Here is an 11,903-nt window from a genome sequence, read left to right on the forward strand (position 1 = left end):
GAGGGTATTTTCAACAGCTTCAAGACATTGCTCGTTATCGACAGTTTGGAGCGCGGGTTGGGTGAGAACTCGCTCGATGACCTCTTAAAAGGGTTCGAGCGTGGCGGTCGGGTGATAGTCACTTCGCAGCTCAATCCAGCGAGCAAATCAGTACTCCATATGCCTACCCTTTCGACGGAGGCCGCTGCCGCCATTTTGGGGGAGGACGGGAACAAACTGAGCGCGATTGCAGCAAAATTTATAGAGGCTTGCCGGTTCTCTCCTCTCATCCTCGCAACAGTTCGTAAGCTTGTCGAAGCTGAAGGCGTGCCGCGGGAAGAGCTCTATGAAGAAATCCTCGCCGAACCGCAGGTCATTTCAGATAGCAATGGCACGGCAATCATGGGCAGCATCTTGCGACGTTTGGATAGTCGATATCATCGTGGCCTGCAACAGATTGCAAACTCTGGATCATTTGCGAACGACGCAAGGTTTCTCGGGCATTTCCTGGGCCACTCCGTAAAGTCTCACCTTCAACGACTGTCGATACTGAAGCCGGGGGTCGCGCCTGAGCTTCTATCCGTACACGACCTCATCTGCCAAGCCGTTCGCGAAAAACTAGACGCCGAGCCGATCGCTATCGCCGTCACTCAATATGTCGAAAAGCATTCGGGTGAGATGATTCCAAGTGTCATCCGGCAGATCCACTTGTGCGCGCCTCAGTTGACTGAGATCTATCAGCGACGTCAGGTGCAGCAACCAGACTGGCTAACCTACGCTTTGCTGCAACTGGATAACGGCCGTAGTCTCGTACAAGAGCAGGAGCTTCACCTCCGGAGAATTCAGGGGGAGACTCCATTGCAGGAGCTACTCTGTGTCATTGACGCGCAAGAGGCATTTGTCTACTCACTGGATCACGACGATCGGCACCAGCACTTTAGTGCCTGGGCGGAAGAGTATGGCAAGGCTCAGCAAGGGGACCCAACATCTGAAGTAAACCTTGAGCTTTTACACCACCAAGGTAAGGCATTGCGCCGCTGCGGCAGATTGCCTGAGGCACTAACCTGCTTTCAAAGGTTACTGGAGATTCGTCCCGAGTGGCATGCGACGCAATTGCAGATTGCGCATTTGGGAACACAAAATGGTGCTGACGACTTAATTAAAAAAGCGGGAGCGGATTCCATGCGCATCCTCGTCGGCCGTGTAATGAAAGCACCATGGGATGTGCCGCTGCGGGTATCGTTGGCCGCGGTCGCGCGACTCCGCTCTTACAAGAAAGTCGCCGACGAGATGGTGAGCAAAGCTGAGCAGGTGCAAGCCCTTGCGGATGTCATTGCTTTGTCGGCTCTCGAAGGACTGGACCAGTTCTATGAGGCCTACCTGTCATTTACCTCAATTTTTGCGTATCAGCACCCGGAGATTTGCGTGGCGCTAGCTGAGGGATTCCCGGAGATGCTCTACATGCCTCCCGATTCGGTTGATAAGGATCAATGGACTAGCGCGTGTGAGGCACTTGGTAATACCGCCGCGGCGGCTGCCAGTGCAGGCAAGGAAGCTTTGCGCGATCGCATCACGGCGGCAGGCGTTATGTTCGCAACGGCTCTGGGGAGCAAATCTAGGGTCAAGAGCTTTGACGCACGTGCGATTGCCAAAATGTTCCTTTTCGCGAAGATGCCAGCGGAGGCGCTGGATGCAATCATGAAAATCTCTCCTGAAACTCTTAATAAGGATCACTGGCTCCTATATCGCAAAGCTGAGGCGGAATTAGGAGTCGGCAAACTGGAGGATGGGTTGAACACCGCTGAGCTTGCGATTGCGCTTGCCAAAGGAGACCCAAAAGGGCTTGAGCGCATCGCTAGCTATTATGATTTGCTCAGTAAATGCCACGAGGCATTGGGCGATTCAGACGCTGCGATCACCCAAACGGAGCTAGCGATGGAGGCCACCCCAGCAGGGAAGTATAGGAACGCGTTGTCGGAAAGATTGGGAGAACTAAAACGGCAAGCCACCAACCACTGACCGACGACTTAGGATCGATTCAGTTTTATTCGGGGATGACTGCAATGGCCGATAGCTGGTCTATACGATAGACAGCTATCGGCCGAGGCTGTGTGAGAACGATTTAGAGCAGGTTTGACGGTCAGTAACGGAACGAAAATCGCGCTCCTACGCAAAAATATAGATCTGCTGACTAACCAAACGTTTGCAGATTTTACGTAGCAACGCAGACTTCAAAACAATCCCTGCGTTTTTACACAACCTGGGCCAATAGCGGACGTTCAACCCAAGCGCTGCTTCCGGTCAAAAGCAGAAGTTTGAGAAGGTGCCCGGCCAGGTGCAACAAGCCAACGCGGCTCAACCCTGACCCCACTCATCCACAGCCAACGCCGGTTTGTATTCGCATCTTTGCCGTTCGAAGTCGGTCGGCACGGTAACAGGCGTCTCAAAGAAGTCGGAAAAATCGAAATCGGCCAGCTTGTACGGGGCGACCAGCACGGACTCTTGAGCATTTCCGAGGAAGACCACCGGCCGATTCGCCGCGACATTGGCGCATTCGTGCGAGTAGTTAAAGTCCAGAGCGTGTGCCATCAAATATATTTTCTCCGGCACCCGGGAATCGGCTATCTGATCACTGGACCAGCTAAATCCGAAATAGAGAATTACGCTGGACACCAAGACTGACAGCAACGAGTAAAGCGGGGGCTGATCAGCGGCTTTGCCATCAAGCTTGCCCTTCAGCCAGCCGGCTCCAATGAGAGCGTGAACCATGGACAGCATCAACGCCACGGTGAGTATGAACGGCACCAGTAGTTTGAGCACCAACAGAGCAGTGGTGAAGACCAAGGTGATGGGCAATGCGGAAGCGTCAACGTGGAAAACTCCATTGATATTGCTCGCAGCTTTGCCGCGAGCGTAGAGAACCACACCCGAGAGGATAATCGAAACCAGAAACTTAGTGCTTGCAAAGCTCCACAGGGATCTCACCACCGCCGAGCGTTCCATTGATACCCCAACGAAGATAGTGCAGAAAACTACCGCCCAGAGCCTAAATGCCAGAGTATGTTCGCGAACCCAGTCCATATCGCTGTTCGCTGATCGAGTGATCGCCAGCAGGACTCCGACAACGCCAATCAGGCCAAGCGCCCAGCTAAGTTCGTAACGGCGTTTGTCTTTTTCATACCCCTGTAGGATCAGCCATTCGCCCAGGCGCTGGTGGATATCGCGAATATAGTACTTCAACGATTTCTGGCGTTCCCGAGACAGATCCTGCTCGCTCCCACGCAGCTCCTGATGAATGCTTTCGAGGTGTTGTTCGATTTTTTTTATCATCTTTCTTAAAGCTATCGCTGAAATGAATCGTTGGTGTAAGACTTATGTTGCTCTGCATAGGAACGCAGACATAAATCTGGCGAAGAGAGTTGAGGGAGGATGTAGGCCCAATAACAGCGTTTGATAATTTTAGAACTGCCAGTCATCAGCACATCTAGGAGCTCCCGCTTAAATTGCAACCGTTCGCGACCGTTATCTTACGGCAAGAAGTGGACGTTCGAGGCAGGTCCGCTTTCGGCCAGAGGCAATGGGGCGCTCTGATGTATCTTGAAAAACAGGGGCGATTCAATTTAGTAAAGCCGCCTGTATAAGTTCTATTTCGACTTCAGAGTAAGCTGATTTCTTTGACCTACGACAGTGGCGGGAACAGTCCTGGTCTACCATTTCCGTTTTGCCCGGAGAAAGTTGTGATTTTCGCCTTTCCAACCACGAAACCGGGAGGGTCATTGTTTTCTATAACCAAAAATTGCCCAGTCGCTGAAAGAGAGGCCAAGTGTTCGTAAAATTTGAGATCTAAAGTGGTCTGCGCAATGGCTGCCTCATCAGGCGCGAGCTCGCCATGACGCTTATACAGGATTGGTTTGCGATAGGTGACGAGTGGCGAGTCCAGCACCACAAAGCCGGGATGAGGTAGGCCTTTTTCCCTGCAAAATATCAAGAAAGCGACCACAAATGCTGAGTGAAATATCGCCTTCACACCTTTACCGTTTTGACCGCGAGGAATCCCATTCACTGCAAAATCATAAGATTGCTGATCCCAGCTAACAGTATGCACTCCGGGGTATCCCCATGCATCTAGTACAAGTTTGACGGTCTGAGCGAACGCATCCCCTTCACTTTCGTCGATCCCAATGATGAGCCCTTCTGCGACCTGTCTCCCGATACGGAGCATCTCTATTTCCTGGCGGCGATTCAAAAGGTCAATTCGCCGATCATATAAGGCAACTGATCGAGCAGCATCGTCCCGCATCTTTATGCACTTTTGGTAGGACTCCCGGATGCTTGACTCTATCGGTCTCAGAAGCAATATGTCCTGTTCGTAACTTTTTATATTGGTGGCTAAACTTTCACTTTGTTCCCTAGAACCCGCAAGATCAGTTTGAAGATTCTGTATAGTAGGTTTTAGGTTTTCGAGATCGCGTTCTATTTTTCGAATTTCTGCTTGGGCAGAGTGTTGTTGGCGCTCTAGGTCAGCGGGTGAGTGCGGGATGTGTTGATGCCCTGGCTGCGCGCCACACATAGGGCATGGTTGATCTTCAAATCGGCGAAGGAGAAATCCTCCTTCCTCAATGGCCTCAAGCCGCCTAATATCTGTTATATAGGTTTGACTCAGATCGATAAACCGTTGTCCCATAGCTTGCAGTTGGGAACTCTGAGCGTCTGAGATGCTTTGGTTATCCAAAGTTTCGCGCCGAAGGTGAACCAGATAGTCAAGTCGCTCTTGAACCGTTGTCAGTTCCTCCCCCAAAACTTCCGATCTTGTTAACTGTTCTTCAAATATGCGTTCCAGTTCTTCTATATTTGAATCACCTAGTTTCTGATCTAGCTCCTCGATCATTTCAGTTAGGAGTTCAATTTTTCCGGCGTTACCAGCTTTCAGTGTTGCTTGGTCAGGTATGGGGATGATGTGGGAATCATCTTGACCAGTGAGCAGTGCCTTGAATACATTTTTGTCTAGGGTTGGAGAATTTTTGGGATTTATTTGAGTCGGGGTGACAACCGAAAACATCCGATCTTCATCTATTAGAAGATATGGTATTAAGTGCCGGAGAGAGAGGGGGACTAATCTTGCCGCTTGAGTTGAAGCTATTTTTGCGTCTGAGATGCCTACGCGGCCCAGCAGGAGCTCAGAAATACTACCTGTTTTACCTTTGCCGTGGTCTGCCGACACAATAGTGCCCTGACGATCAGCAATAAAGCCATCCTCTGCTAAATCATCATATACCGTGATTTTTCCTCCCTTCCTCATCCGATGGATAGTAATGCTTCGATGATGGGAAAATTCTATACCTAATAATATGGTGTCGTAATCTGCACCCTGTTTTAGTATGGGGGGTTTGTCGCCGCCGAGCATAAAGTTGAGCACGGAGAGAATATAGGACTTCCCCGCATTCGAGCCACCGTAGATGATATTTAGACCAGCCTCCAGCGTTAAGCAAATGGCAGGAAGGTTGGGTCCGGTAAAGGTAAGGTGGCGGAGGCGCATCCCTTTAAATGATGTGACTTCAGGCAATTGAATAACCCTCGTCAAACTGAAAATCCATTGTTAGACTCTCTATATGTGTGCGCATATCATAAAATAAATTGCCATGGTGCTTCGCTTGTAAGGCTAGCCAGTTGGCTCGCTCTGATAAAGTGAGGTTGTAATTTGTTGCAAGTAACTTTATGAATGCGGGTGCGTCATCGCCAGAAACAAATCGTATCCCATCATCTGCTTCTGTCGATACAATCAGATTTCTTCTAATCAAAATTTGGAGGCTGTCTTGAATTGTTCTGCGTCGTACTCGGTATTCGCCTACTCTGCTGCTGACTGCAGGATGAAGACTGGACGGCCCTCCAATATCTGCCGTATGCACGACGAAATAGTCCAGCAGAGAGATCGTTTCCAAATCGAGTGGGCATGGATAAAACGCTTCAAGGATAATCAATGAGCGTAGAGCTGTTTCAATGGGGCCATTGAAGAGAGTATTTTTAGAGTCGGTTATATTGTCCATGGCAACGTTCCCTCGTTGGCGAAGTGATGGCAGGTGCCCTGTCTAACTTGGATAGATGCACGTTTGTGTCTGCCAAAAATTCCACTTATTTCAATTGCTGATGCTTGCGTCATTACTTTAGTTATACGCTCCATACCCACTGCGGAACAGTATGTTTCATAGATTCCTGCAAGTATCTCGTCGTTAAATTTATCTAAGTGATAAGGATTTATATTATCCCGGAAGTGTCTTCGAAAAGCATCAGCATCGAAGTAGCGTCGACGTTGCAGGTTGAAGCCTATTTTGTGTAATGGATGGTTTAGGATGTCTGAGGCATCAGTGAAAATAGTGTTTTCGTATTCGGAGTATATGGAAATTAGCTGCCGAATATATTCGCTTTCTTGAGATGAGATATCGATCGGCACTACGCCGGCAGGTGATTCACCAGGATCATCACCAAATGTGTCTGCAAGCACAAAATCGATACCTTCGAGCGTTAACATCTTTGCAGCATCAATGCCGACGATGTTTGTAAAATCAAACTCTTGGATTATTTTTTTAAGTTTGGGTGTTAGCGCAATCGACTGCTTGGCTATTATTTTTTTTGCGCAACGGGTGTCCCATTCATTCAATATTTGATTTTGAAATTGCGCAGAGTTATTAAGTAGATGCTCAGCTTTACGATTAAAGCCTTTGGGTGCAACAAAAATGTATTTGCGAGGAGGAGTAAAATGCCCTTCAGAAGCAAAGTAGAAAATTTTGCCCAACTCTTGGTGCATGGCAGCGTCGTCAAGGGTTTTGCCAAGCATCTTGCATTGGTAATTGTCCCATGCGCCTTCATGGCGCTTGTGGGTCACAAACCCTACGACGTCACGGCCGAGGTCGTTGGCATTACCGAACTCTTCATGATCCACATACTCTTTTTTTTGCTGAGCAACCCAGCGATGTACGAAAACCTCAAGTTCCTTGTCACCCATTGCGAGGATGTCGCGGCTATAGCTCAGTTTCCGAGACATTTTTGAACGCTCCCTTTCCTTGAGTATGTAATGCTCACCGTCATTCTCCTGACCCCATGCCGGCAAAATCATCTGAGGTCTCTGTGGGCCACTCGCTTTGCCCAACGGCTTAGCTTTTGATATCAAAACGACATTGGATAGTGAGATTAGCGATTTGTCGAGCAAAGTCTTACGTATAGCTGGTGCTGAGGATTACGACGCGATTCTGACTCCAAAGTGAACCGGCTCGGATATCTCACAAACTCCAATGACCGTTTTTTCCTGCTGCTAGCGAAAAACAGCGTGAAACTCAGCGACCGTTTTTGGCCTGTCACGACTAACCGGTTTGGGTTGGTTTTTGCCATTGCGGCGGTGTTTTCGAGCAGGTTTATCCGCAAGAAAATATCTACGCTGAGATGGATGAGGCGGGCAAGTGAGCCTGGAGGGTTGCCTACTCTCGATACGAGCGTCAGATCAGCAACTCTCGGCTGTTCCCTAATCGTTTCCAGACCAGTAGGGCGGTGAGCCGATAGTAATACCGGGTGGCGTCGGAATGGTCTTTCAGGTGCTGAGTGAGAAACCAGCGCACATGCTTGAGCTGCCAAGTCCAGGGATTATCTCGCTGCCATCGTTGTTGAATGGCCGCTTGCATGATTCGGGCTTGCCGTAGGTGGCGTTGCTGAGTGGCCTTCGAGCCATTCAGTACGCCGCTCAGGAACAGCGCTATATCGAATGGTTTGGTCACTCTCGACCTCCAATGTAGGCCGAAACTACATCGACTCGGTAATGCCCGAGCTCAAGGCTGATCTGTTGGCGCGCCTGTTGATCGAGGCCACGGTCAATGCGATAGCCGCGACCACCATTGACCGGTGCGACGTGCCCCGTGAGCTGTTCGTAACGCTCGCAGGCGTAGGCTGCTCGCAGTTCATGAAAGCCCTTCAGCCCTTGTTCGTGCAGTATTTCGCGGGCGGGGAGCACGGTCTGTTGCAGGAACGCGGCGTAGCTTTCGTCGCGGGCCAGCAAGTTGCGGCTGCCGGGCGGCGACGCATGATGAGCCAACTGCAGTGCCGCTTTCACCTCTTCATTGGCCACAACCCATCGCGGCGCTGAAGCGCCTGAACGGCCGCCTTTGGTCCCGTCCTGGATGTTGATGCGGCCTAAGTGTTCGGCTTCGCGGTGTAAGCGTGGCAGGTCAGCCAGGATCGCTTCGCGCAGGCGCATGCCGGTTTCTCGGGCCAACAGGACAATCGCCGCCACCCGCTCGTGTTGCTGTTTGCCAAGCACCTCAAGCACTCGCCGCAGCTGTTGGCGGTCTTGGCCATCTGGCGCGCGGGTGCGTACGCTCGAGCGCTGCAGTCCTAACGCCTGGCTCGGACTGGCGATCCTCATGTCCTGATCACCGCGCAGCGCGGCGAGGGTACGGTTGACGCTGCTCAGGCGGTTCTGCGCGGTGGCGATGCAGAGTTCACCTTGCTGGATCTGCTGGCGCAGGTACGCGGCGTAGTCCTGCAACGTCCGTCGATCGATCTGGCGTGCATCGTTGTAACCGGGGCCGTTCTCTGACCGACACCAACGCACGAACGCTTGCCAACGATCGCTATGCGCTTTGACCGTGGCGAAGTGGCCACCGGCAAACAAATCCTTGAGCGCTTGCGGGCCGGCGTAGCTCAGCTGGCGGCCGTAGCCAAAGTTGCGACCATCACGCCGACCGACCAGAGCCATCATCTTCACCGTTTTCGTTTGTTTGCAGAAAGAGCAGCAGGACTTTCCAGTGGGGGCTGAGCCTGTCCACCTGCTGCCAGTGTGTCGGGCGGACCAGTAGGGCGTTCTCCTGATGTTGCAGCAGTGCCCCTTCCTCACGCAGTTGCTCGATCAGCAGGGCGAGGTTGGCGGGGTCTAGGGATGGTGTGGCGACAGCGGCGACAGTGGCGACAACCCGCGTCGTTTCTGGCCTGGCGCGTGGCGACAGGGTGGCGACAGAGGCGGCGACACACCGCAATTCTGGCTGTGGTTGATGTTGCGCCCGGTGACGGCGCACCGCGTCATTGAGGCGAAACATGGCGGACCTCGAAAGTTTTCCCGTCGCGGCTGCTCAGCCATCGATGAGTGATCAGCACGACCAATAAAGAGGCAGTATGGTCAGCGCTCTTGCGGGCAAAACGAGGGCCGTTGCGATTGACGTCGCGGATGGTGAAGTGGGTCCAGCCTTTCTGCGCCAGCCAGCGCAGCAGCCGATCCGCCTCTTCGCATCGGCTATTGACCGGCTCCAGTTCGGTCAGGCGCTGAATCTCGGCCAAGTAGTAATCCATCAGCGTGGAGGCGCGCTGGATGTGGGCTTCCTCCAATGCATTGGCCTCTTCAACCATGGCCAGCACGCCCGCGATACGCAGTACATTCGCCGCGGCTTTGCCCGCGACAGGCTGGACGCCGGCCAGCTCGCCGAACTCGCCAGACTGGCACTCGATGGTGTCGTGAATATCGATCCAGGCACGACGGGCACGGGGAGTCAGTTCCAGCGTGACGGGATTTAGTGATCCATCCTTGTGAAGCGACCAGGGCTTTTGCAGCAGGGCGGTGATCCGTTGTTGGTAGCGCTGGACCTTGGCATCGCGGGTTAGGTCGATCGCCTTGTAGAGTCGCTGGCCGGCCAGGCGCTCGGGCCAACAGATCAGGCAGCGGCCGAGGATGCCTTGGCCATTGATCAGCGGGTCTTTGAACAGCTGGTTGGCCAAGTAGGGCTGCAGCATCAGATGCAGACTGAGGCGGCGGTCATAGGCGCGCAGGCTTTCTCCGGCCATGGAGCGTGCCCGGTCGATGGGGCTGCCATCCCACAGTGTCGACAAGGTGGTGATCGCCTTCAGCAGGTTCTCTTTACTCATGGTGCTGCTGCCCAAGAATTGGCCGCCTTCATCATTGAACAAGCCCATGCTGGGCAAGCCATGGCACAGGCTTTTGACCAGGGCCTCAATGGTCGGCTCGGCAATGATCAGTCTCGGCGGTACTGGCTCGTATAGCTCACCGCCTTCCGCTTCCGTGGGTTTCTTTGAGGTTTTGGGTTTGGTCATGAGGCTGGTGGCCATGCGATAGGCTTTGAGCTTTTCCGCATACAGGGTCCACTGCTGTCGTTCCCAGTCGCGCGCCGCCTTCAGTGCCAGATGGTCCACCGCGCTTTTGCGATCACCCGAGGACGCCACCGTCAGTAGGTAGAGGGACAGCGGATAGGTTCGGCCGTCGAGTTGGACATTTGCATGGCCCTGGCTCACCAGGGCAGCAGTAGCCAGTACCGATTGTGCAGCCATGGCGCAGGGTACGCCGATCACCTCGGCCAGTCGTTCGACCGCAGGGCCCAATAGTTCCCCGAGTGCTTCGACCGGGTAGGGCAGTGGCGTCTGCTGGTATTCCAGCAATGGTTGTGGTGGCTCGAACGCCTCGCATAGTTGCATCGCAATTCTCCTGGGATTATCGACTTCGTCCTCACTCATCCCGCCACGGTTGTTGAGTGTTATCAGGGATCAAGGCCCCTGCGACCTGTGAGGGTTGTCCACTAACGCGGGACTGGCGGCTCTTTACGACCGGGAGCTTGGGCATCTCATGATCTGGCTTCCTGAACACCGATAGCGGTGGGCGGGTGGAGGCTGCACTGGCTGACGAGACCGGTGCCGCGAGATCCTGAGTCGGGTGAAGGCAGCGAGGTGATGACCGGGGCATGCCTGACTGTCAGTCAGGTGCAGTCCATTTCCTGGGCTGCGGCACCGTCATCGGCATCGCTGTTGCTGGTGACTTTTCGGTGTTTGTCACGCCGATTGTCACGAGGGGGGATGCCGCAATGCCTTGTACGAGTTGGGCTGCAGCAGCGGTAGGAGCGCCCGTCTCTTTAGGGGGCAAAGAGACGGGCAAAAGGTTGGCGCAAGAAATAGCCACGCGGATAAGTTGCTGCAGAGCAGCCAGGGAGGGGGCATGAGTTGCCGCAGTGGGCATTCTGGAAGAAGTGGCATCCATCACATCGCTGTGACTGTGCGAGCCGCCGGACGCTAATCGCACTTGGGGTGAACCACCACGATGTGGCGTAGCCTCAAAGGTTCTGGCTACCTGGGTGCTGTCGAGGACAGCGCTGGTACGGTTCTGGTTTAGCGCTCGTTCTACTCGCGGTCAACCATATTTTGGAGGCGACTCTTGCGCCAATCGGTAGTGCTAGAAGACCTTGGAGTCCGGTGGTTTTCCATAGCCGGGTGGTCGTTTGTCGGTTTTTAATGTGAGCCTGCGTAATTGCATGGACTTGACCACCCATTTGCATCGTCACTGACCAGTCAATTGCATTCGTGCTGATCAACCGTTTGCATTCGACTTGACCAGCACACGGCGTAGTGACGACCGGCGGAGATCGGCCGAGGCTGTGTAAAAACGTTTCAGAACACGTTTGATAGTCGCGACCGGAACGAAAATCGCGCTCCTACGCAAATTTCTGGTCTGCTGATTACTCAACAGCAGCAGATTTTACGTAGCAACGCAGACTCCAAAACGGCACATGCGTTTTTACACACTCTGGGCCGGAAGCAGACGTTGGTGAATGGAGCTAGGTGGCACTGTGACCGCTATAGGACTTGCCACAACCAATAACGGCCGAAAGGCCGATTACTAGCTCCCCGCGGTATCAATGAGCGCACGTTTATGATCGAAATTGCGCATCTGGTAGGACATGTTTGCATGCAGCCGTGCCGACTCGTCAATGCTGAGCAAATCAATTCGACCGTTGGGCAGATACCGCACCTTCAGCAAGCTATCTGGAGAGCGAAGGCCTTCTGCAAAATGCACCAACCCCAGGCGCATCTGCTCGACAGAATAGTTCATGCGCTCTTCGAATTCAGCCCGCGTCAAGGGTGTTTGCATAGAAGTGAACATAGGCACC

The 11,903-nt window shown here is 53.1% G+C and carries 10 protein-coding genes; 1 reads left to right on the top strand and 9 read right to left on the bottom strand.

Annotated elements, in window-relative coordinates; all coding sequences use genetic code 11:
• The first annotated feature begins 57 nt into the window (after positions 1-57).
• Positions 58-1,998, top strand: coding sequence for a hypothetical protein (locus ACA041_RS03335; RefSeq protein WP_497439878.1), 1,941 nt, complete (start codon positions 58-60; stop codon positions 1,996-1,998).
• 336 nt (positions 1,999-2,334) lie between these two features.
• On the opposite strand, the gene ACA041_RS03340 is transcribed toward ACA041_RS03335, so the two are convergent.
• The 9 genes from ACA041_RS03340 to avs1c form a co-directional block, all read right to left on the bottom strand.
• Entirely contained in the window at positions 2,335-3,309 is a 975-nt protein-coding gene (locus tag ACA041_RS03340) for a hypothetical protein (RefSeq protein ID WP_497439879.1), read from the bottom strand.
• A 349-nt stretch (positions 3,310-3,658) separates the two neighbouring features.
• Entirely contained in the window at positions 3,659-5,542 is a 1,884-nt protein-coding gene (locus tag ACA041_RS03345; RefSeq protein WP_497439880.1) for a hypothetical protein, read from the bottom strand.
• The gene (locus ACA041_RS03350) at positions 5,535-6,023 is read right to left on the bottom strand and encodes an ABC-three component system middle component 2 (RefSeq protein ID WP_497439881.1); all 489 of its coding nucleotides are present in this window, start codon (positions 6,021-6,023) and stop codon (positions 5,535-5,537) included. Before ACA041_RS03350 ends, ACA041_RS03345 begins: the two co-directional genes overlap by 8 nt.
• Complete coding sequence (locus ACA041_RS03355) at positions 6,011-7,090, bottom strand: ABC-three component system protein (RefSeq protein ID WP_434602765.1); 1,080 nt, start codon at positions 7,088-7,090, stop codon at positions 6,011-6,013. The genes ACA041_RS03350 and ACA041_RS03355 overlap by 13 nt, the downstream gene beginning before the upstream one ends.
• 376 nt (positions 7,091-7,466) lie before the next feature.
• A complete protein-coding gene (locus tag ACA041_RS03360; RefSeq protein WP_497439882.1) occupies positions 7,467-7,742 on the bottom strand; it encodes a hypothetical protein in 276 nt (91 codons plus the stop codon).
• Positions 7,739-8,719, bottom strand: coding sequence for an integrase domain-containing protein (locus ACA041_RS03365; protein ID WP_497442000.1), 981 nt, complete (start codon positions 8,717-8,719; stop codon positions 7,739-7,741). The genes ACA041_RS03360 and ACA041_RS03365 overlap by 4 nt, the downstream gene beginning before the upstream one ends.
• Positions 8,697-9,056 carry a hypothetical protein gene (locus tag ACA041_RS03370; RefSeq protein ID WP_497439883.1) on the bottom strand — a complete coding sequence of 120 codons (360 nt, stop codon included), beginning with the start codon at positions 9,054-9,056 and terminating at the stop codon, positions 8,697-8,699. The genes ACA041_RS03365 and ACA041_RS03370 overlap by 23 nt, the downstream gene beginning before the upstream one ends.
• On the bottom strand, positions 9,040-10,440 hold the full coding sequence (locus tag ACA041_RS03375) for a YfjI family protein (RefSeq protein WP_497439884.1): 1,401 nt from the start codon (positions 10,438-10,440) through the stop codon (positions 9,040-9,042). The genes ACA041_RS03370 and ACA041_RS03375 overlap by 17 nt, the downstream gene beginning before the upstream one ends.
• Positions 10,441-11,632: 1,192 nt before the next feature.
• Positions 11,633-11,896: an AVAST type 1 anti-phage system protein Avs1c gene (gene avs1c, locus ACA041_RS03380; RefSeq protein ID WP_315337814.1), complete on the bottom strand. Its 264-nt coding sequence runs from the start codon at positions 11,894-11,896 to the stop codon at positions 11,633-11,635.
• Between the last annotated feature and the right edge of the window lie 7 nt (positions 11,897-11,903).

This window comes from Pseudomonas sp. LBUM1676 (genome assembly GCF_059695605.1).

Bases quoted from the DNA above. Each gene is read 5' to 3' on its own strand.
- ACA041_RS03375 (WP_497439884.1), bottom strand. From the start codon at position 10,440: ATGCAACTATGCGAGGCGTTCGAGCCACCACAACCATTGCTGGAATAC.
- ACA041_RS03365 (WP_497442000.1), bottom strand. From the start codon at position 8,719: ATGGCTCTGGTCGGTCGGCGTGATGGTCGCAACTTTGGCTACGGCCGC.
- ACA041_RS03350 (WP_497439881.1), bottom strand. From the start codon at position 6,023: ATGGACAATATAACCGACTCTAAAAATACTCTCTTCAATGGCCCCATT.
- ACA041_RS03355 (WP_434602765.1), bottom strand. From the start codon at position 7,090: ATGATTTTGCCGGCATGGGGTCAGGAGAATGACGGTGAGCATTACATA.
- ACA041_RS03340 (WP_497439879.1), bottom strand. From the start codon at position 3,309: ATGATAAAAAAAATCGAACAACACCTCGAAAGCATTCATCAGGAGCTG.
- avs1c (WP_315337814.1), bottom strand. From the start codon at position 11,896: ATGTTCACTTCTATGCAAACACCCTTGACGCGGGCTGAATTCGAAGAG.
- ACA041_RS03370 (WP_497439883.1), bottom strand. From the start codon at position 9,056: ATGTTTCGCCTCAATGACGCGGTGCGCCGTCACCGGGCGCAACATCAA.